Source organism: Streptomyces sp. NPDC015171 (assembly GCF_043079545.1).
GTDB lineage: Bacteria > Actinomycetota > Actinomycetes > Streptomycetales > Streptomycetaceae > Streptomyces.
In genome coordinates, this window is record NZ_JBIBUO010000009.1 from 192,520 (window position 1) to 212,116 (window position 19,597).

Below are 19,597 nucleotides of genomic sequence, written 5' to 3' on the forward strand. Positions count from 1 at the left end.
TGGTGAGAGGCACCGTGTCCACGCCAAAAAAGCATTCAGCGGACAACACTGCCTCGTCCCACACGCTTCTGGAAGGGCGGCTCGGCTATCAGGTCGAGTCCGCCCTTCTGGTGCGAGCGCTGACCCACCGTTCCTACGCGTACGAGAACGGCGGTCTGCCGACGAACGAGCGACTGGAGTTCCTCGGGGACTCCGTGCTCGGCCTCGTCGTCACGGACACGCTGTATCGCACCCACCCCGACCTGCCCGAAGGCCAGCTGGCCAAGTTGCGGGCCGCGGTGGTCAACTCTCGTGCGTTGGCGGAGGTCGGCCGTGGGCTCGACCTGGGCGCCTTCATCCGGCTCGGCCGGGGTGAAGAGGGCACGGGCGGCCGGGACAAGGCGTCCATTCTTGCCGACACCCTTGAAGCGGTGATCGGCGCTGTCTATCTCGACCAGGGCCTCGACGCGGCCTCCGAACTGGTGCACCGCCTGTTCGACCCGCTGATCGAGAAGTCCTCCAATCTCGGCGCCGGCCTGGACTGGAAGACATCCCTCCAGGAGCTGACCGCGATCGAGGGACTCGGCGTGCCCGAGTACCTGGTCACGGAGACCGGCCCCGACCACGAGAAGACCTTCACTGCTGCCGCCCGCGTCGGAGGCGTCTCGTACGGCACCGGCACCGGCCGCAGCAAGAAAGAGGCGGAGCAGCAGGCCGCCGAGTCCGCCTGGCGGTCCATCCGGGCCGCCGCGGACGAGCGAGCCGAGGCGGCCAAGGAGACCGCCGCCAAGGACGGCGATCCGTCGTCCGCCACCGCCTGAACACAGCAGGACCCAGCGCCCGCCCCGCCGTTTCGACGGGGCGGGCGCTCGGCTCGTCCCACGCTCCGTACGGAGGGTCCCGATGCCCGAGTTGCCCGAGGTCGAGGTCGTCCGGCGCGGTCTGGAACGGTGGGTCGCCCACCGGACCGTCGCCGAGGTCGAGGTGCTGCACCCGCGCGCCGTGCGCCGGCACGTCGCGGGCGCCGAGGACTTCGCGCACCGGCTCAAGGGACACCACATCGGCACGGCCCGGCGGCGCGGCAAGTACCTGTGGCTGCCGCTGGAGGAGACGAACCAGTCGGTCCTCGCCCACCTCGGCATGAGCGGCCAGCTGCTGGTCCAGCCGCACGACACGGCGGACGAGAAGCATCTGCGCATCCGGGTCCGGTTCGCCGACGCCCTCGGCACCGAACTCCGCTTCGTCGACCAGCGCACCTTCGGCGGTCTTTCGCTGCACGACAACACCCCCGACGGCCTGCCCGACGTCATCGCGCACATCGCCCGCGACCCGCTGGACCCGCTCTTCGACGACGAGGCCTTCCACCAGGCGCTGCGCCGCAAGCGGACCACCATCAAGCGGGCCCTGCTGGACCAGTCGCTGATCAGCGGGGTCGGCAACATCTACGCGGACGAGGCCCTGTGGCGGTCCCGCCTGCACTACGAGCGCCCGACGGCGGGCTTCACGCGTCCGGTCACCGCGGAGCTCCTCGGCCACGTCCGGGACGTGATGAACGCGGCCCTCGCCGTCGGCGGCACCAGCTTCGACAGCCTGTACGTCAACGTCAACGGCGAGTCCGGCTACTTCGACCGGTCACTGGACGCCTACGGCCGCGAGGGCCTGCCGTGCAAACGCTGCGGCACCCCCATGCGCCGCCGCCCCTGGATGAACCGGTCCAGCTACTTCTGCCCGAAGTGTCAGAGGGCGCCGCGCGTCTCGTCGTAACGCGCGCGGGCCGTGAGGACGTCGTCCATCGCGTCCTCCACACAGTGGATGAGCGCCAGCAGCCGCTCGGCGACCCGGCGGCCCAGCGGCGTCAGCTCGTAGTCCACCCGGGGCGGATTCGTCGGCTGCGCCTCGCGGTGCACCAGGCCGTCGCGCTCCAGCGCGTGCAGCGTCTGGGACAGCATCTTCTCGCTCACCCCGTCGACCCGGCGGCGCAGCTCGTTGAAGCGCAGCGAACCCTCGTACAGCGCGCCGAGCGTCAGTCCGCCCCAGCGGCCCGTGACGTGCTCCAGCGTGCCGCGCGACGGGCAGGCCTTGGCGAAGACGTTGTACGCGAGGTCGTCGTGGTCCTGGGTGCTGGCGTTCATGACGCAAGGGTACGCCCGCACAGCGCTTTCCACCCGCTTGCACTAACCATCGGTTAGTGCTTTCCTTTGGTCATCGCTTTCGAGCTGCGGCTTTCACGAGCCGTTGCTTCGGATCGCCGCTTTCCGCTGCCTGTCGAGGAGTCCGCATGACCACCCCCGTCGTTTCCATCGCCTACCACTCCGGCTACGGCCACACCGCCGTGCTCGCCGAGGCCGTCCGCGCCGGTGCCGCCGGGGCGGGTGCCGAGGTGCACCTGATCAAGGTGGACGAGATCACCGACGAGCAGTGGGAGACGCTGGACCGCTCCGACGCGATCGTCTTCGGCTCGCCCACCTACATGGGCACCGCCTCCGGCGCCTTCCACGTCTTCGCTGAGGCGACCTCCAAGCGCTGGTTCGGCCAGGACTGGCAGGACAAGCTGGCGGCCGGCTTCACCAACTCCGGCTCCAAGAGCGGCGACAAGCTGCACACCCTGCAGTTCTTCCAGATCCTCGCCGCCCAGCACGGCATGCACTGGGTCAACCTCGGTCTGCTCCCCGGCTGGAACAGCAGCACCGGCTCCGAGAACGACCTCAACCGCCTCGGTGTCTTCGCCGGCGCGGCCGCCCAGAGCAACAGCGACGAGGGCCCCGAGGCCGTCCACAAGGCGGACATAGCCACCGCCGAGCACCTGGGCCGCCGGGTGACGGAGACCGCGCGGGTCTTCACGCGCGGGCGTGCCGCCGCGTAGGGCCGCCGCTCAGTAGCCGAAGTCCTGTGTCCACCACGGCCCGCCCGGGCCGAAGTGGACGCCGACGCCGAGGGTCTTGAAGTCGGGGTTCAGGATGTTGGCGCGGTGGCCGGGGCTGTTCATCCAGGCCGCGACCACCGCCGCCGCGTCGGCCTGGCCGCGGGCTATGTTCTCGCCGCCGAGATCGGTGATCCCGGCCTTCGCGGCCCGGTCCCACGGCGTCCTGCCGTCCGGGTCGGTGTGGTCGAAGAAGCCGCGCGCGGCCATGTCGTCGCTGAATGCCTCGGCCAGCCCGGTCAGCGAGGAGTTCGCCGCCAGCGGGCTGCACCCGGCCTTCGCCCGCTCCTCGTTGACGAGCTTCAGCACCTCGGCCTCGGCCGCGGTCTCCTTCGGCACCGTCGCCGGCGGGGCGGAGGGCGTGGGCGACGTGCTGGGCGACTTGGTCGGAGACGCGGTGGGCGACTTGGTCGGCGATGCGGTCGGCGACTCGGCGGGTGTGCGGGGCGGGGGGCTCTGCCGCGTGGGCGAGGCGGCGGGCGTGGACGGCGTGGTCCGCGGCGCCGGCTTCTCGGCGGCCGTCCTCGACGGGGCCGGTGTGCGGGACGCCGGCTTCGAGGGAGAGGCCGACTTCGACGGGGACGCCGGCTTAGAAGGGGACGCCGACTTCGGGGGGGATCCCGAAGCGGAGGCGGAGGCGGAGGAAGAAGCGGAGGCCGACGAGCGGGAGGAGCCATCCCGCCCGGTGCCGCCCGTACCGCCGCTGCCGGAGCCCGTCCCGGCGCCGCCCGAGGTACCGCCCTGCGCGCTCGCCGTGTTGCCGGGGGAGTCCGCGGCCCGCGTCCGGTCGCCGCCGGTGGTGTGCGTACTGCCGCCGAGCTGGTAGTTCTCCAGGCCCGGCACCACGCCCGTGGCCACCGCTGCCGTGCCGACGAGGGCGACGGCGGCCGATACTCCGAGCAGGGTCGCGCGGACCGGTCGTACGGCCTTGGTCCGGCGCCGGTCGTCGTCGGACGGACCGCCGCCGGGGGTGAAGCCACCGCCGGGGAATCCGCCGCCCGAGGAGCCGGGGCCGCCCGAGGAGCCGGAGCCGGAGCCGGAGTTCGAGGAGCCCGGGCCGGAGCCTGCGGAGCCGGACCCCGGCGTCCCCGGCGAGGCCGGTCCCGAGGGCTCGCTCGTCGCGAACAGATAGGCCTGGGCCCTCGCGTCGGCCTCGGCATAGGCTTCCGGGTTCAGATAGGGCGCTATGCCCATGGGTATCGGACGGTCCCCCGCCGACGGGTCCTGGGGTCCGGCGCCGGAGCCGTGGGTGCCGTCCGCGGCGCGGCCGGCGGCGGAGCGTCGGTGGCGTCCCATGTCCTTGCCCTCTTCCTCGTACGCGCGGTCGGCCCGGTGCCTGCGGGACGAGCGACTCGCCGGCGAGGGACTCCTTCTGGCCGACCCGACCCACTCGATCGAGTGAGTTTCATCAGCGATTCCGTGGGTCCGGACGGTACCCCATGCCGCTGGGCGGCGATGTGTCCCGGATGACACCGGCCGGTTAGGTTGCACCCATGAGTGAGGATGTACGGCTGGTCGCCTGGGTGCGCGGACGCGTGCAGGGCGTGGGTTTCCGCTGGTTCACGCGTGCCAAGGCGCTGGAGATCGGCGGGCTGAGTGGTTTTGCTCTCAATTTGGCCGACGGCCGGGTCCAGGTGGTCGCGGAGGGGTCACGCGCGGGCTGCGAGGGACTGCTGGACTGGCTCGAGGGCAGCGACACGCCCGGCCGTGTCGACGGCGTCACCGAGATCTGGGACACACCGCGCGGCGGCTACGACGGCTTCGCGATCCGCTGAGCCGATCCCGCCCAACCCCGCCGCTGGGGCGCCGAGACCTGCCGGGGGCATGTGCGCGGAACGGAAACGCCCTGGTGGTTGCCAAGACGGGCGTGGCATGGCAGGCTCCTCCGGTACTGCTGGTCACCACGCCCTGAGGGCCCGGGGGAGTCGCAGCGCCGCCGTTCTTCCGGCCGCGTGCCCCGGTTCGCCCGCCAATACGGGGCGTGATCGTGTTGACCGTCAAACTTTTTGGTGAGACGCTGAAAGCCCCGCGCACCTTAGCTGTTTGGCATGAAGCAGCAGCAGAGCAACACCCGGATGTGCCAAGCACCGCGGGTGCGAATCCCTCACGACCCACACCGCATCGGTCGGTCACTCATTGTGGAGGACCATCCATCATGGCAAAGGCGCTTCTCGGTTACGTCGGCGGCTCCGACCCGCGACTCCTCGCCGAGATGCGACGGCTCCAGCAGCGTGTGCAGGACCTCGAATCCGAATTGGTACGGATCCAGGCCGAGAACGACGCGCTGACGGCTGCCGCCTCTCAGGACAGGATCATGGAGAGCATCGACGCACACCAGGCGGAGCCTGCGCTCACCTGATCGTTGCATCGCTCCACGGCAGCAGTCGCGGCGATCGGGCTGCCCGTATCAACCGCTGAGTTGGACGAACGGCTGTGACCCAGTCGTCAGAGTTGCAAGGGACGCTTCGGCGTCCCTTCGTTCTTTCCCCCCGGCGGTTGCTTCCCCGCGCATCCTTTCAACCTCTTTAACGTCTGGTGTGCCCTGCATGTTCAACGGCGAAACCGCGGGGTTGCGAGGGTTCATGGAGTGAGATAGCGGCGGCGGGTAGAGTCCGGCGGCGTGCACCTCAAGGCCCTGACCCTCCGTGGCTTCAAATCGTTCGCCTCCGCGACCACGCTCCGGTTCGAACCGGGCATCACCTGTGTCGTCGGCCCGAACGGCTCGGGCAAGTCCAACGTCGTGGACGCGCTCAGCTGGGTCATGGGCGAGCAGGGCGCCAAGTCGCTGCGCGGCGGCAAGATGGAGGACGTCATCTTCGCCGGCACGACCGGCCGTCCGCCGCTGGGCCGCGCCGAGGTGTCCCTGACCATCGACAACTCCGACGGGGCCCTGCCCATCGAGTACGCCGAGGTCACCATCACGCGGATCATGTTCCGCAACGGCGGCAGCGAGTACCAGATCAACGGCGACACCTGCCGCCTCCTGGACATCCAGGAACTCCTCTCCGACTCCGGCATCGGCCGCGAGATGCACGTCATCGTCGGCCAGGGCCAGCTCGACTCCGTCCTGCACGCCGACCCCATGGGCCGCCGCGCCTTCATCGAGGAGGCGGCCGGGGTCCTCAAGCACCGCAAGCGCAAGGAGAAGGCGCTCCGCAAGCTGGACGCGATGCAGGCCAACCTCGCGCGGGTGCAGGACCTCACCGACGAACTGCGCCGCCAGCTCAAGCCCCTCGGCCGCCAGGCGGCGGTGGCCCGCCGGGCCGCCGTCATCCAGGCCGACCTCCGCGATGCCCGGCTGCGGCTCCTCGCCGACGATCTCGTTCGCCTGCGCGAAGCCCTGCGGACCGAGATCGCCGACGAGGCGGCCCTGAAGGAGCGCAAGGAGACGGCCGAGCGGGAGCTGAGGAAGGCCCTGCAGCGCGAGGCCCTGCTGGAGGACGAGGTGCGCCGCCTCACCCCGCGTCTCCAGCGCGCCCAGCAGACCTGGTACGAGCTGTCCCAGCTGGCCGAGCGCGTGCGCGGCACCGTCTCGCTGGCCGACGCCCGGGTCAAGAGCGCCGCCTCCGCCTCCCCCGAGGAGCGGCGCGGCCGGGACCCGGAGGACCTGGAGCGCGAGGCCGCTCGCGTCCGCGAACAGGAGGCCGAGCTGGAGGCCGCCCTTGAAGCGGCCCAGCACGCACTGGACGACACCGTCGCCCACCGCGCCGAACTGGAGCGCGAGCTGGCCGTGGAGGAGCGCAGGCTCAAGGACGTCGCCCGTGCCATCGCCGACCGCCGTGAGGGCCTGGCCCGGCTGAGCGGGCAGGTCAACGCGGCCCGCTCGCGCGCCGCCTCCGCCCAGGCCGAGATCGACCGGCTGGCCGCGGCCCGCGACGAGGCACGGGACCGCGCGGTGCGCGCCCAGGAGGAGTACGAGGCGCTCCAGGCCGAGGTCGACGGCCTGGACGCCGGCGACGCCGACCTCGCCGCCCGGCACGACGCCGCCCGGCGCCGGCTCGCCGACGCGGAGGCCGCCCTGAGCGCGGCCCGTGAGGCGGCCACCGCGGCCGAACGGCGCCGCGCCGCGACCCAGGCCCGCCACGAGGCGCTGGCGCTGGGCCTCAGGCGCAAGGACGGCACCGGCATACTGCTGGGCGCACGAGACCGCCTCACCGGGATCCTCGGCCCGGCGGCCGGGCTGCTGACCATCACGGCGGGCTACGAGATCCCCCTGGCCGCGGCCTTCGGCGCGGCGGCGGACGCGATCGCCGTGACGAGCCCGGCGTCGGCGGCGGAAGCGATCAGACTCCTGCGCAAACAGGACGGCGGCCGGGCGTCGCTGCTGCTGGCGGGGGCCCCGGAGGACGCGCCCCGGCCTGACGTGCGCCACCGCGCGGGCGGCGCCGGCGAGGACGCGGGCCGCCCCGCTGCCGGGCACCTCCTCGCCGCCGACCTGGTGCGCGGCCCCACCGACCTCATGCCCGCGGTGCGCCGCCTCCTGCGGGGCATCGTCGTCGTCGGCACCCTGGAGGAGGCCGAGGACCTCGTCTACGCCCACCCGGAGCTGACCGCCGTGACCGCCGAGGGCGATCTGCTCGGCGCCCACTTCGCGCACGGCGGCTCGGCCGGGGCGCCCAGCCTGCTGGAGGTGCAGGCCTCCGTGGACGAGGCCGCCGCCGAGCTGGCCGAGCTGGCGGTGCGCTGCACGGAGCTGGCCGAGGAGCAGCGGGCCGCGGCCGAGCGCCGTACCGAGGCGGCGGCCCTCGTCGAGGAGTTGGGGGAGCGGCGGCGGGCCGCCGACCGGGAGAAGTCGGGAGTGGCCCAGCAGCTCGGCCGGCTGGCCGGGCAGGCGCGGGGTGCCGCGGGCGAGGCCGAGCGGTCGGCCGCGGCGGCGGCCCGTGCGCAGGAGGCGCTGGACAAGGCCGTACAGGAGGCCGGGGAACTGGCCGAGCGGCTCGCCGTGGCCGAGGAGATGCCGGTGGAGGAGGAGCCGGACACCTCCGTGCGGGACCGGCTCGCCGCCGACGGGGCCAACGCCCGGCAGACCGAGATGGAGGCCCGTCTCCAGGTCCGTACGCACGAGGAGCGGGTCAAGGGGCTCGCGGGGCGGGCCGACTCGCTCGACCGGGCGGCCCGCGCCGAACGCGAGGCACGCGTGCGTGCCGAGCAGCGCCGGGCCCGGCTGCGGCACGAGGCGGCCGTGGCCGAGGCCGTCGCCTCCGGCGCCCGGCAGCTGCTGGCGCACGTCGAGGTGTCCTTGGCCCGCGCCGAGCAGGAGCGTTCCGCCGCCGAGGCCGCCAAGGCGCGGGGCGAGCAGGAGCTGGCCGCCGCCCGCACGGCCGGCCGGGAGCTGAAGGGCGAACTCGACAAGCTCACCGACTCGGTGCACCGCGGCGAGGTGCTCGGCGCCGAGAAGCGGCTGCGCATCGAGCAGCTGGAGACCAAGGCGCTGGAGGAGCTGGGCGTCGAACCGGAGGGGCTGGTGGCGGAGTACGGTCCGCACCAGCTCGTGCCGCCCTCGCCCCCGGCCGACGGCGAGCGGCTGCCGGAGGACCCGGAGCACCCGCGCAACCAGCCCCGCCCCTTCGCCCGAGCCGAGCAGGAGAAGCGGCTCAAGGCCGCCGAGCGGGCCTACCAGCAGCTGGGCAAGGTCAACCCGCTCGCGCTCGAGGAGTTCGCGGCGCTGGAGGAGCGGCACAAGTTCCTCAGCGAGCAGCTGGAGGACCTGAAGAAGACCCGCGCCGACCTGCTGCAGGTGGTGAAGGAGGTCGACGAGCGCGTCGAACAGGTCTTCACCGAGGCCTACCGGGACACGGCCCGCGAGTTCGAGGGCGTCTTCAGCCGCCTCTTCCCGGGCGGCGAGGGCCGCCTGGTACTGACCGATCCCGACAACATGCTGGCCACGGGCGTGGACGTCGAAGCGCGCCCGCCGGGCAAGAAGGTCAAGCGGCTCTCCCTGCTCTCGGGCGGCGAACGCTCGCTGACGGCCGTCGCGCTGCTGGTGTCGATCTTCAAGGCCCGGCCGAGCCCCTTCTACGTCATGGACGAGGTCGAGGCGGCGCTGGACGACACCAACCTCCAGCGGCTGATCCGGATCATGCAGGAGCTGCAGGAGGCCTCGCAGCTCATCGTGATCACGCACCAGAAGCGCACGATGGAGGTGGCCGACGCGCTCTACGGCGTCTCCATGCAGGGCGACGGGGTGTCCAAGGTCATCTCGCAGCGACTGCGTTAGGACCTTTCAAGATCCACTAGAAGATCACCCGCTTCATGTTCAAGAACTGAACGCATGGGCGGGGTCCTTGTATCTAAAAACTCACAGCCGTTGAAGTATTGACTTCGAAACTTGAAGGCATAGTCTCTGCAACGTTGCTTTTACCTTCAGGTGTAAGTGGTGTGAACCTGTGCCCCACTGGATACCCGGAAGGGATCACCCCCACCCCGGCAGCGTTGCCGCGGCCCGAGGAGTTTTTCGTGACCAGCACTGCGCAGGCACCTCAGTCAGGAGCCAGGTCGGCTCATCCCGAGCATCTCGGGCATGTCATCTTCATCGCGGCGGCTGCCGCCATGGGCGGCTTCCTCTTCGGCTACGACAGCTCCGTCATCAACGGCGCCGTCGAGGCCATCCGGGACCGCTATGACATCGGCTCCGCGGCCCTCGCCCAGGTGATCGCGATCGCGCTGATCGGCTGCGCCGTCGGCGCCGCGACCGCGGGCCGCATAGCCGACCGCATCGGCCGCATCCGCTGTATGCAGATCGCCGCCGTGCTGTTCACCATCAGCGCCGTCGGTTCGGCGCTGCCCTTCGCGCTGTGGGACCTCGCCTTCTGGCGCATCGTCGGCGGCTTCGCCATCGGCATGGCCTCCGTCATCGGCCCCGCCTACATCGCCGAGGTCGCCCCGCCCGCCTACCGAGGCCGGCTCGGTTCCTTCCAGCAGGCCGCGATCGTCGTCGGCATCGCCATCTCCCAGCTGGTCAACTGGGGCCTGCTCAACGCCGCGGGCGGCGACCAGCGCGGCAAGCTGATGGGCATCGAGGCCTGGCAGGTCATGCTCGGCGTGATGGTCGTCCCGGCCGTCCTCTACGGTCTGCTCTCCCTCGCGATCCCCGAGTCCCCGCGCTTCCTGCTCTCCGTCGGCAAGCGTGAGCGTGCCAAGGAGATCCTCGCCGAGGTCGAGGGCACCGGCGTCGACCTGGACGCCCGCGTGACCGAGATCGAGCACGCGATGAAGAGCGAGCACAAGTCCTCCTTCAAGGACCTGCTCGGCGGCTCCTTCTTCTTCCGCCCCATCGTCTGGGTCGGTATCGGCCTCTCGGTCTTCCAGCAGTTCGTCGGCATCAACGTCGCGTTCTACTACTCCTCGACCCTGTGGCAGTCCGTCGGTGTCGACCCGTCCGACTCGTTCTTCTACTCCTTCACGACGTCGATCATCAACATCGTCGGCACCGTGATCGCGATGATCTTCGTGGACCGCATCGGCCGCAGGCCGCTCGCGCTGATCGGCTCGGTCGGTATGGCCGTCGGCCTGGCCCTGGAGGCCTGGGCGTTCAGCTACCACCTGGTCGACGGCAAGCTGCCGAGCACCCAGGGCTGGGTCGCCCTGGTCGCCGCCCACGTCTTCGTCCTCTTCTTCGCCCTGTCCTGGGGTGTGGTCGTCTGGGTCATGCTCGGCGAGATGTTCCCGAACAAGATCCGTGCCGCCGCCCTGGGCGTGGCCGCCGCCGCGCAGTGGATCGCCAACTGGGCCATCACCGCGAGCTTCCCGTCGCTGGCCGACTGGAACCTCTCCGGCACCTATGTGATCTACACGGTCTTCGCCGCACTCTCCATCCCGTTCGTCCTGAAGTTCGTCAAGGAGACGAAGGGCAAGTCCCTGGAGGAGATGGGCTGACCCGCACACCGCGGTTCCCCGGACCCGGGGAGAAGGGCCAAGTCCCCGCTGCCCCTCTCCTCGTACCGTCCGCCGCCCCCCGGCCCGGCCACTGCCCGGACCGGGGGGCGGCGGTCCTGTGCGCGCCGGCGCCGGACCGGAAGCCGCGCTCCGGCGGGGGCGACGGCCTCCCGCTCAGCCCGCCAGCTCCGGCACCACCCGCTCCGCGAACAGCCTGAGGCTCCGCCACCCCTCCTCCACCGGCATCCCGCCCGCCAGCGGGTGCAGGACGAGCGAGTCGAGACCCAGCGCCACGCACTGCTCCGGGGTGAGGATCCGGTAGACGCCCTCCGCGCGCAGCCCGTCCACGGTCGTCGCCGCCGACCGCACCGCCGAGGTGATGTCCCCGGACTGCCAGGAGGCGTACGTCCGCGCCTCGTGCAGGAAGTGCTCGCCGTAGACGGCCCACGCCCGGTCCGGGTCCTCGGCGACGTGGAGCAGCGGGGTCTCGGCGGCCGGCATCATCGTCCAGCCCTCGGTGCCGTACTCGGTGAGCTTCTCCTTGTAGTACGCCTCGAGCTCCGGCAGATGCGCGCTCGGGAAGAACGGCAGCCCGAGCCGGGCGGCCCGGCGGGCGGCGGCCCGGGAGGAGCCGCCCACCAGCAGCAGGGGATGCGGATCGGTGTACGGGCGCGGGGTGAGCCGTACCGTGCGGCCCCGGTAGTCGAACTCCTCGCCGGTCCACGCGTTCAGCAGGGTCTCCAGCAGCTCGTCCTGGAGCCGGCCCCGCCGCTTCCAGTCCACGCCGAACAGGGCGTACTCCTCGGGCCGGTACCCGATCCCGGCCACGGTGACCAGCCGTCCGGCGCTCAGCAGGTCGAGCACCGCGATCTCCTCGGCCAGGCGCAGCGGGTCGTGCAGCGGGCCGATCACGGCCGACACCGTCACCGCGATGTCCCGGGTCGCGCCGAAGACCGCGCCCGCGAAGGCGAACGGCGACGGCAGCCAGTTGTTCTCGGCGCCGTGGTGCTCCTCGGTCTGCACGGTGCTGATCCCGTGCTCGTCCGCGTACCTGGCCATCTCCAGCGCGGCCCGGTAGCGGGCGGAGAGGGCGGCGGGGGCGGCGCCGGGCGCCACGAGGTTGAAGCGTACGACGGTGACGGGCATGCGAACGTCCCCCTCCGGTAGGACTCGGTGGAGGGGGACGTTAGCTGACGATGCGTCAGACAGCCAGGGTGTCGCGCTCTTCCGCGGCCTGCCCGGCCGCCGGGCGCTCCACCGCCGGCTTCGGCAGCACCAGGTACAGCGCACCCGAGATCACGATGGTCGCGACCCAGCCGAGGCCGTACTCGCCGATCACGTTGTTCTTCGCGAGCGGTCCCGTGAACCAGTCGGAGGTGGTGAACATCAGGCCCGACACCAGGCCGACCGCCCAGGACGCCACGGCCGCGGGGGCGAAGCCGCCCCGGTACCAGTAGGCGCTGGTGCGGGTGGTGTCGGCCATCGCCCGCCCGTCGTACTCCGTGCGGCGCAGCATGTCCGCGCCGAACACGCCGACCCATGCGGAGAAGGCGACCGCCAGCAGCGAGAGGAAGGCGATGAAGGAGCCGAGGAAGCTCGTCGCCACCAGCATCAGCACGCCGCCGAAGATCAGCGAGATCACGGCGTTGACCGAGACCGCCCAGTGCCGCGGCACCTTGAAGCCCAGGGTCTGCGCGGTGAAGCCCGCCGAGTACATCGACATCGAGTTGATCAGCAGCATGCCGATCAGCGCGATGAACAGGTAGGGCACCGCGATCCAGGTCGGCAGGATCTCGCCGAGGAAGGAGACCGGGTCGGTCGCCGAGGCCAGGTCCGGCGTGGAGACCGCCATCACCGCGCCCATCAGCACCATGGGCAGGACGACCACACCGGCGCCGCCCACCGCCGTGCCCACGATCGCCTTCGAGGACGCCGTGCGCGGCAGGTAGCGGGTGAAGTCCGGCGCCGACGGGATCCAGCTGACGCCGCCGGCCGCGATCATGCCGACACCGGTGATCACCGCGGCCGTGGAGCCGGCGCTGTGGTCCATCACCTTCGACCAGTCGGTGTTGGCCACCAGGTAGCCGAGGACCAGCACCGAGAAGACGCCGAAGAGGTAGGCCGCGTACTTGTTGCACTTCTGCACGGCGTTGATGCCGAGCCCGGAGATCGCGAAGGTCGCGACGACGAACAGCAGCAGCATCACCATGTCCAGCACGCTGTTGGCCTTGAGGCCGAACAGGATGTCCAGGATGGTGAGCATCGCGTACGCGCCGGTGACCGCGTTGATCGTCTCCCAGCCCCAGCGGGCGACCCAGATCAGCGAACCGGGCAGCAGGTTGCCGCGCTGTCCGAAGACCGCCCGCGACAGCGCCATGCCGGGGGCGCCGCCCCGCTTGCCCGCGATGCCGATCAGGCCGACGAGGCCGTACGACACGATGGGCGCGGACACCGCGACGATCAGCGCCTGCCAGATGTTCAGGTGGTACGCCACGACCAGGCTCGCGCCCATGGTCAGCAGCAGCACGCTGATGTTGGCGCCGACCCAGGTGGGGAACAGCTCGCGGGTCTTCGCGGTGCGCTCGTGGTCGGGCACCTGCTCGATGCCGCGGGTCTCGAGAGCGCCTTCGGTCTCGACGGTTTTGCTCATGGGAAAGGGTGCCTAGGGGTGGGGGGAAGGGAACGTAGCGACTCTACGCGCGTCAACTGGATCTCAACTATTGTACTTTGATCCGACTCCGTACCTTACAGGGTGTTTGTCTCTTGGAGAAAGCCACAAGCCTCGGCAACCCTGGCCCGGCGTGACCCATGGCCGATACTGGTCGAGTTATGGAAACCGTCATCCTTGCTGTAGTCATCGCCGTGGTCGTGCTCGGCGCGCTCGGCGGGCTGATCGTGGGCAGCCGGCGCCGGAAGCCGCTGCCCCCGCCGCCCCCGAAGACGCCCGACATCACCGCGCCCCCCGCCGAGCCGCACGTCGGCGACGAGGCGGAGACGCCACGCGACGAACCGCGCCGGACGATCGAGGAGGTGGACCTCCCCGGCGGCTCGGCACCGGCCGCCGTGGAGGAGCCCCCCACCGTCCCTGAGACCGAGGCTCCCGAACTCGAGATCCCGGAGCCCACCGCAGGCCGCCTCATCCGCCTGCGCGCCCGCCTGTCCCGCTCGCAGAACGCCCTGGGCAAGGGCCTGCTCACGCTGCTCTCCCGCGAGCACCTCGACGAGGACACCTGGGAGGAGATCGAGGACACGCTGCTCACCGCCGACGTCGGCGTCCAGCCCACCCAGGAGCTGGTCGACAGCCTGCGCGAGCGCGTCAGGGTCCTCGGCACCCGCACCCCCGAGGAACTGCGCGGCCTGCTCCGCGAGGAACTCCTCAAGCTGATCGGCACCGATGTGGACCGCACGGTCCGGACCGAGCCCGAGGACCGCAAGCCCGGCATCGTGATGGTCGTCGGCGTCAACGGCACCGGCAAGACCACCACGACCGGCAAGCTCGCCCGCGTCCTGGTGGCCGACGGCCGTACGGTCGTCCTCGGCGCCGCCGACACCTTCCGGGCCGCCGCCGCCGACCAGCTCCAGACCTGGGGCGAGCGCGTCGGCGCCTACACCGTGCGCGGCCCCGAGGCCGGCGACCCCGCCTCCGTCGCCTTCGACGCGGTCAAGGAGGGCAAGGAGATGGGGGTCGACGTGGTCCTCATCGACACCGCGGGGCGTCTGCACACCAAGACCGGCCTCATGGACGAGCTGGGCAAGGTCAAGCGGGTCGTGGAGAAGCACGCGCCGCTGGACGAGGTGCTGCTCGTGCTGGACGCCACCACCGGCCAGAACGGTCTGGTGCAGGCCCGGGTCTTCGCCGAGGTCGTGGACATCACCGGCATCGTGCTGACCAAGCTGGACGGCACGGCCAAGGGCGGCATCGTGGTCGCGGTCCAGCGCGAGCTGGGCGTGCCGGTCAAGCTGGTCGGGCTCGGCGAGGGCGCGGACGATCTCGCCCCGTTCGAGCCGGAGGCGTTCGTGGACGCCCTGATCGGCGACTGACCGCCCGCGGAACTCCGCAGGCGGCACGGACCGGGGAACGTCCCCGGCTCCGCGCGAGAAGCGCCCGCCCCCGAGGTGCAGTCGGGGACGGGCGCTTCGCCTTTTTCCGGCGGCGCTCAGGTGCGCGAGCGATGGGCGACGTACGCCAGCGTGCCCAGCAGCAGCCGGGCCGCCGGGGGGCGGGTCGCGGAGTCCAGCGCGGGCGGACGCAGCCAGCGCACCGGGCCGAGGCCGCCCCGGTCGGAGGGCGGCGCGGTGATGTGCGTGCCGGGGCCGAGGCCGCGCAGGTCGAGCGCGGCCGGATCGTCCCAGCCCAGGCGGTACAGCAGCCGGGGGAGAGCGGCGGCGGCGCCGGGCGCGACGAAGAAGTGCGCACGGCCGTCCGGGGTGGCGGTGACGGGACCGAGGGGCAGGCCCATGCGCTCCAGGCGGACCAGGGCGCGGCGGCCGGCCGGCTCCGAGACCTCGATGACGTCGAACGCCTGGCCGACCGGCAGCATCACCGAGGCGCCGGGGAACTCCGACCACGCCTTGGTCGCCTCGTCCAGCGTGGCCCCGGCCGGCACCGGCGGCGCGAAGCCCAGCGGATGCGCGCCCGGCGCCGTACAGTCGGACCGTCCGCACGAGCAGACGCCCGCGGCGGCCCGCGCCCCCGGCACCACGTCCCAGCCCCACAGGCCGGTGAACTCGGCGACGGCGGTGCACTCCGCGGAACGTCCGCGCCGACGTGTGCCGGTGCGGATCTCGCGGATGCCGCCGATCGTGAAGCCCATGCCCCCTCCAACGGGTCCTGCGCGCCGGTGGTTACGACACGGAACGAGACGGAAGCGGAACGTAACGCTACGGCTCCGACTGCCCGATCCGCCGAAGGGTCAAGGCAGCGCCTTGTAGCGCACCGGGTGGCGTATCGGGGGCTGTGCGCCCCCGCGTGCACCACTCCGCCCACTCCCGTTCGTCCTATGTCAAGTGAATCGCGTGGGGCTGAACGTGAGTTCATTCGAAGGGGTGGCGAATGGTGGCGTTTCAGGGATCCCCGTGGCTGGACGGGTGATCGTAGGATTACTGTGAGTGTGCGAGTCCCGGGGGCACAGCACTCGTGGGTATGCCGGAGGCAAGTCGTCAACTCGTTCGAAGGGTGAGAACCAGAGGACGGGAGCCCGTATTTACCGGCATTCTGATAGGGCTTGGCGCATCAGGCGGCAAGTGGTCTCAGGGATGGGGGCGTTCCAGTGAGCGGCAACGGCGGTGGCGGGGCGAACGCTGACAAGCGCCCCAACGAGCTGCTCGGTTCATGGTTCGTGCGCAGCGGCTGGTCCAAGGGCGAGCTGGCCCGCCAGGTGAACCGCCGGGCACGCCAGTTAGGCACCAACCACATCTCCACCGACACCTCGCGGGTGCGCCGCTGGCTGGACGGGGAGAACCCGCGCGAGCCGATCCCGCGGATCCTCTCGGAGCTGTTCTCCGAGCGCTTCGGCTGTGTGGTCTCCATCGAGGATCTCGGCCTGCGCGCCGCCCGCCAGTCGCCGGCCGCCTCCGGTGTCGACCTGCCGTGGACGGGCCCGCAGACCGTCGCCCTGCTCGGCGAGTTCTCCCGCAGCGATCTGATGCTCGCCCGGCGCGGCTTCCTCGGCACCTCGCTCGCCCTGTCCGCCGGTCCCTCCCTCATCGAGCCCATGCAGCGCTGGCTCGTGCCCACGCCCACCGCCCCGGTCCCGCCCGAGCCCGAACCCGCGCTCCTCGACCCGCGCAGGCCGGGCCGGCTCTCCAAGCCCGAGCTCGACCTGCTGGAGTCCACCACGCAGATGTTCCGCCAGTGGGACGCCCAGTGCGGCGGCGGCCTGCGCCGCAAGGCGGTCGTCGGGCAGCTGCACGAGGTCACCGACCTGCTCCAGGAACCCCAGCCGGCGGCCACCACCCGCAAGCTCTTCCAGGTCGCCGCCGAGCTGGCCGAGCTGGCCGGCTGGATGTCGTACGACGTCGGCCTCCAGCCCACCGCGCAGAAGTACTTCGTGCTCGCCCTGCACGCGGCCAAGGAGGCCGGGGACAAGCCGCTCGGCTCCTACATCCTCTCCAGCATGAGCCGCCAGATGATCCACCTCGGCCGGCCCGAGGACGCCCTGGAGCTGATCCACCTCGCCCAGTACGGCAGCCGCGACTGCGCGAGCCCGCGCACCCAGGCCATGCTGTATGCGATGGAGGCCAGGGCCTACGCCAACATGGGCCAGCCGGGCAAGACCAAGCGCGCGGTCCGCATGGCCGAGGACACCTTCGCCGACGCCGACGAGTGGGACGAGCCGGACCCGGACTGGATCCGCTTCTTCTCCGAGGCCGAGCTGTACGGCGAGAACTCCCACTCCTTCCGGGACCTCGCCTACGTCGCCGGGCGCAGCCCCACCTACGCCTCCCTCGCCGAGCCGCTCATGCAGCGGGCGGTGGAACTGTTCGCCAAGGACTCCGAGCACCAGCGGTCGTACGCGCTCAATCTGATCGGCATGGCCACCGTGCATCTGCTCCAGCGCGAGCCCGAGCACAGCACCGAGTACGCCACTCAGGCCATGGGGATCGCCAAGAAGGTCCGCTCCGAACGTGTGAACACTCGTATCCGAAAGACGGTCGACACGGCCGTGCGCGACTTCGGCGACCTCGCCGCCGTGATCGACCTCAGCGACCAGCTCGCCATCGACCTGCCGGAGGCCGCCGAGGCGGTCTGACCCGCGAGCACCCCATGCCCCGGCCGCGGCCGGTCCTCCCGAACTGCCCGACTCGGCTCCCCCATGCCAGGTCATCGGAAGGCCGGTCGCGGCCGGTCCGTGTCCGCGCGGTGTCCCTACGGGGACGCGCAGGAGAAGGTTGCGCCACGATAACGATCGCGCGGCCGGACATCTCGCACTTCATCGACGCGTAACACACAGGGCGCCTTCGTCACCCCGGCGAAACAACGAGGGGCTTCCGCCGAAACCGCGCTGCGCCAGTCTCATGGCGCATAACCGGCCCACCCCTCACATCGACCGGATCGCTCAGGCACCGCCCGCACGGGGCCGTACCAACCGACGAGGAGACGCCGATGGCACCAGCCATCATGCTTGCGGCGGACGCACCCAAGCTGTCGTCCGCCAATACAGGCTTCATGCTGATCTGTTCTGCCCTGGTGATGCTCATGACCCCGGGCCTGGCCTTCTTCTACGGAGGCATGGTCCGCGTCAAGAGCACCCTGAACATGCTGATGATGAGCTTCATCAGCCTCGGGATCGTCACCATCCTGTGGGTGATCTACGGCTTCTCCCTCGCCTTCGGCACGGGCAACAGCCTGCTCGGCTGGAACGCCGACTGGATCGGCCTCAGCAACATCGGCCTGACGGAACTCTGGGACGGCTACACCATCCCGGTCTTCGTCTTCATGGTCTTCCAGCTGATGTTCGCGATCATCACCCCGGCCCTGATAAGCGGCGCGCTCGCGGACCGGGTCAAGTTCTCGGCTTGGGCGCTCTTCGTCGCCCTGTGGGTCACGATCGTCTACGTACCGGTCGCGCACTGGGTCTGGGGCGCCGACGGGTGGGCCTACAAGCTCGGCGTGATCGACTTCGCGGGCGGTACGGCGGTCCACATCAACGCCGGTGCGGCAGCGCTCGGTGTCATCCTCGTCATCGGCAAGCGCGTCGGCTTCAAGCGGGACCCGATGCGCCCGCACAGCCTCCCGCTGGTCATGCTCGGCGCCGGTCTGCTCTGGTTCGGCTGGTTCGGCTTCAACGCCGGCTCCTGGCTCGGCAACGACGACGGCGTGGGCGCGCTGATGTTCGTCAACACGCAGGTCGCCACCGCCGCCGCCATGCTGGCCTGGCTCGCCTACGAGAAGATCAGGCACGGCGCGTTCACCACCCTCGGCGCCGCCTCCGGCGCGGTCGCCGGTCTCGTCGCCATCACCCCGTCCGGCGGCGCGGTCTCCCCGCTCGGCGCGATCGCCGTCGGCGCCGTCGCCGGTGTCGCCTGCGCCGCGGCCGTCGGCCTGAAGTTCAGGTTCGGCTTCGACGACTCCCTCGACGTCGTCGGCGTCCACATGGTCGGCGGCATCATCGGCTCCCTGCTCATCGGCTTCTTCGCCACCGGCAAGGGCCAGTCCGCCGCCACCGGCGTCTTCTACGGCGACCACTCCTTCGACCAGCTGTGGAAGCAGTGCGCCGGAGTCTTCGCGGTCCTCGCCTACTCCCTGGTCGTCTCCGCCGTCCTCGCCTTCCTGCTCGACAAGACCCTGGGCATGCGGGTCACCGAGGACGAGGAGGTCTCCGGCATCGACCAGGCCGAGCACGCCGAGACCGCGTACGACTTCAGCGGTGCCGGCGGCGGGGTCACCGGGTCCGTGGCCGCCTCGGCCCTGGCCGCAGCGCAGAACAAGAAGGTGGACGCATGAAGCTCATCACCGCCGTCGTGAAGCCCCACCGGCTCGACGAGATCAAGGAGGCCCTCCAGGCCTTCGGCGTCCACGGGCTCACGGTCACCGAGGCCAGCGGCTACGGCAGGCAGCGGGGCCACACCGAGGTCTACCGCGGTGCCGAGTACACCGTCGACCTCGTCCCCAAGATCCGCATCGAGGTGCTGGCGGAGGACGAGGACGCCGAGGCGCTGATCGAGGTCATCGTCAAGGCCGCCCGCACCGGCAAGATCGGGGACGGCAAGGTCTGGTCGCTGCCGGTCGAGGCGGCGGTACGGGTGCGCACCGGCGAACGCGGGCCCGACGCGCTCTGACACGGGGGAATCCGGTCGGGGGAACGAGAACAGGAGTCGCTG

At 71.2% G+C, this 19,597-nt stretch carries 16 protein-coding genes; 11 read left to right on the forward strand and 5 right to left on the reverse strand.

What is annotated here, in order from left to right; genetic code table 11:
* The first annotated feature begins 2 nt into the window (after window positions 1–2).
* The gene (rnc, locus tag ACF073_RS24905; RefSeq protein WP_392073470.1) at window positions 3–800 is read left to right on the forward strand and encodes a ribonuclease III; all 798 of its coding nucleotides are present in this window, start codon (window positions 3–5) and stop codon (window positions 798–800) included.
* Window positions 801–882: 82 nt separating this feature from the next.
* The gene (gene mutM / locus ACF073_RS24910) at window positions 883–1,743 is read left to right on the forward strand and encodes a bifunctional DNA-formamidopyrimidine glycosylase/DNA-(apurinic or apyrimidinic site) lyase (RefSeq protein ID WP_392073472.1); all 861 of its coding nucleotides are present in this window, start codon (window positions 883–885) and stop codon (window positions 1,741–1,743) included.
* Here the strand turns inward: mutM and ACF073_RS24915 are convergent.
* Window positions 1,716–2,111: a winged helix-turn-helix transcriptional regulator gene (locus tag ACF073_RS24915; protein WP_392073474.1), complete on the reverse strand. Its 396-nt coding sequence runs from the start codon at window positions 2,109–2,111 to the stop codon at window positions 1,716–1,718. The two genes, mutM and ACF073_RS24915, sit on opposite strands and share 28 nt — an antisense overlap.
* A 146-nt stretch (window positions 2,112–2,257) precedes the next feature.
* Here ACF073_RS24915 and ACF073_RS24920 point away from each other — a divergent pair, with 146 nt between their 5' ends.
* Window positions 2,258–2,842, forward strand: a complete 585-nt coding sequence (locus ACF073_RS24920) for a flavodoxin family protein (protein WP_392073476.1) — start codon at window positions 2,258–2,260, stop codon at window positions 2,840–2,842.
* Between the two features lie 9 nt (window positions 2,843–2,851).
* Here ACF073_RS24920 and ACF073_RS24925 read toward each other — a convergent pair whose 3' ends face one another.
* Window positions 2,852–4,195, reverse strand: coding sequence for a CAP domain-containing protein (locus ACF073_RS24925; protein ID WP_392073478.1), 1,344 nt, complete (start codon window positions 4,193–4,195; stop codon window positions 2,852–2,854).
* 197 nt (window positions 4,196–4,392) lie between these two features.
* Here ACF073_RS24925 and ACF073_RS24930 point away from each other — a divergent pair, with 197 nt between their 5' ends.
* From ACF073_RS24930 to ACF073_RS24945, 4 genes are all read left to right on the forward strand, one after another.
* Complete coding sequence (locus tag ACF073_RS24930) at window positions 4,393–4,674, forward strand: acylphosphatase (protein WP_392073480.1); 282 nt, start codon at window positions 4,393–4,395, stop codon at window positions 4,672–4,674.
* Window positions 4,675–5,054: 380 nt separating this feature from the next.
* A complete protein-coding gene (locus ACF073_RS24935; RefSeq protein ID WP_023546484.1) occupies window positions 5,055–5,258 on the forward strand; it encodes a hypothetical protein in 204 nt (67 codons plus the stop codon).
* Between the two features lie 261 nt (window positions 5,259–5,519).
* Window positions 5,520–9,116 carry a chromosome segregation protein SMC gene (smc, locus tag ACF073_RS24940; RefSeq protein ID WP_392073482.1) on the forward strand — a complete coding sequence of 1,199 codons (3,597 nt, stop codon included), beginning with the start codon at window positions 5,520–5,522 and terminating at the stop codon, window positions 9,114–9,116.
* A gap of 239 nt (window positions 9,117–9,355) precedes the next feature.
* A complete protein-coding gene (locus ACF073_RS24945) occupies window positions 9,356–10,774 on the forward strand; it encodes a sugar porter family MFS transporter (protein ID WP_392073484.1) in 1,419 nt (472 codons plus the stop codon).
* A 174-nt stretch (window positions 10,775–10,948) separates the two neighbouring features.
* Here the strand turns inward: ACF073_RS24945 and ACF073_RS24950 are convergent, their stop codons facing one another.
* Together ACF073_RS24950 and ACF073_RS24955 are read right to left on the reverse strand one after the other, a co-directional pair.
* Window positions 10,949–11,920, reverse strand: a complete 972-nt coding sequence (locus ACF073_RS24950; RefSeq protein ID WP_392073486.1) for an LLM class flavin-dependent oxidoreductase — start codon at window positions 11,918–11,920, stop codon at window positions 10,949–10,951.
* A 55-nt stretch (window positions 11,921–11,975) separates the two neighbouring features.
* Window positions 11,976–13,424 carry a cytosine permease gene (locus ACF073_RS24955; protein WP_392073488.1) on the reverse strand — a complete coding sequence of 483 codons (1,449 nt, stop codon included), beginning with the start codon at window positions 13,422–13,424 and terminating at the stop codon, window positions 11,976–11,978.
* Between the two features lie 179 nt (window positions 13,425–13,603).
* Here ACF073_RS24955 and ftsY point away from each other — a divergent pair, with 179 nt between their 5' ends.
* On the forward strand, window positions 13,604–14,815 hold the full coding sequence (gene ftsY, locus ACF073_RS24960) for a signal recognition particle-docking protein FtsY (protein ID WP_392073491.1): 1,212 nt from the start codon (window positions 13,604–13,606) through the stop codon (window positions 14,813–14,815).
* Between the two features lie 116 nt (window positions 14,816–14,931).
* Here ftsY and ACF073_RS24965 read toward each other — a convergent pair whose 3' ends face one another.
* A complete protein-coding gene (locus ACF073_RS24965) occupies window positions 14,932–15,588 on the reverse strand; it encodes a bifunctional DNA primase/polymerase (protein ID WP_392073492.1) in 657 nt (218 codons plus the stop codon).
* Between the two features lie 456 nt (window positions 15,589–16,044).
* Between ACF073_RS24965 and ACF073_RS24970 the strand changes: the two genes are divergently transcribed.
* The 3 genes from ACF073_RS24970 to ACF073_RS24980 all read left to right on the forward strand — a co-directional run bounded on the left by ACF073_RS24970 (window position 16,045) and on the right by ACF073_RS24980 (window position 19,555).
* The gene (locus ACF073_RS24970; protein ID WP_392073494.1) at window positions 16,045–17,526 is read left to right on the forward strand and encodes a hypothetical protein; all 1,482 of its coding nucleotides are present in this window, start codon (window positions 16,045–16,047) and stop codon (window positions 17,524–17,526) included.
* Between the two features lie 353 nt (window positions 17,527–17,879).
* Window positions 17,880–19,220, forward strand: coding sequence for an ammonium transporter (locus ACF073_RS24975; RefSeq protein ID WP_392073496.1), 1,341 nt, complete (start codon window positions 17,880–17,882; stop codon window positions 19,218–19,220).
* Window positions 19,217–19,555: a P-II family nitrogen regulator gene (locus ACF073_RS24980; protein WP_392073498.1), complete on the forward strand. Its 339-nt coding sequence runs from the start codon at window positions 19,217–19,219 to the stop codon at window positions 19,553–19,555. The genes ACF073_RS24975 and ACF073_RS24980 overlap by 4 nt, the downstream gene beginning before the upstream one ends.
* The last annotated feature ends 42 nt before the right edge of the window (window positions 19,556–19,597 follow it).

Bases quoted from the DNA above. Each gene is read 5' to 3' on its own strand.
- ACF073_RS24930 (WP_392073480.1), top strand. From the start codon at position 4,393: ATGAGTGAGGATGTACGGCTGGTCGCCTGGGTGCGCGGACGCGTGCAG.
- ACF073_RS24975 (WP_392073496.1), top strand. From the start codon at position 17,880: ATGGCACCAGCCATCATGCTTGCGGCGGACGCACCCAAGCTGTCGTCC.
- ACF073_RS24925 (WP_392073478.1), bottom strand. From the start codon at position 4,195: ATGGGACGCCACCGACGCTCCGCCGCCGGCCGCGCCGCGGACGGCACC.
- mutM (WP_392073472.1), top strand. From the start codon at position 883: ATGCCCGAGTTGCCCGAGGTCGAGGTCGTCCGGCGCGGTCTGGAACGG.
- ACF073_RS24920 (WP_392073476.1), top strand. From the start codon at position 2,258: ATGACCACCCCCGTCGTTTCCATCGCCTACCACTCCGGCTACGGCCAC.
- ftsY (WP_392073491.1), top strand. From the start codon at position 13,604: ATGGAAACCGTCATCCTTGCTGTAGTCATCGCCGTGGTCGTGCTCGGC.
- ACF073_RS24980 (WP_392073498.1), top strand. From the start codon at position 19,217: ATGAAGCTCATCACCGCCGTCGTGAAGCCCCACCGGCTCGACGAGATC.
- ACF073_RS24915 (WP_392073474.1), bottom strand. From the start codon at position 2,111: ATGAACGCCAGCACCCAGGACCACGACGACCTCGCGTACAACGTCTTC.
- ACF073_RS24965 (WP_392073492.1), bottom strand. From the start codon at position 15,588: ATGGGCTTCACGATCGGCGGCATCCGCGAGATCCGCACCGGCACACGT.
- ACF073_RS24935 (WP_023546484.1), top strand. From the start codon at position 5,055: ATGGCAAAGGCGCTTCTCGGTTACGTCGGCGGCTCCGACCCGCGACTC.
- ACF073_RS24950 (WP_392073486.1), bottom strand. From the start codon at position 11,920: ATGCCCGTCACCGTCGTACGCTTCAACCTCGTGGCGCCCGGCGCCGCC.
- ACF073_RS24955 (WP_392073488.1), bottom strand. From the start codon at position 13,424: ATGAGCAAAACCGTCGAGACCGAAGGCGCTCTCGAGACCCGCGGCATC.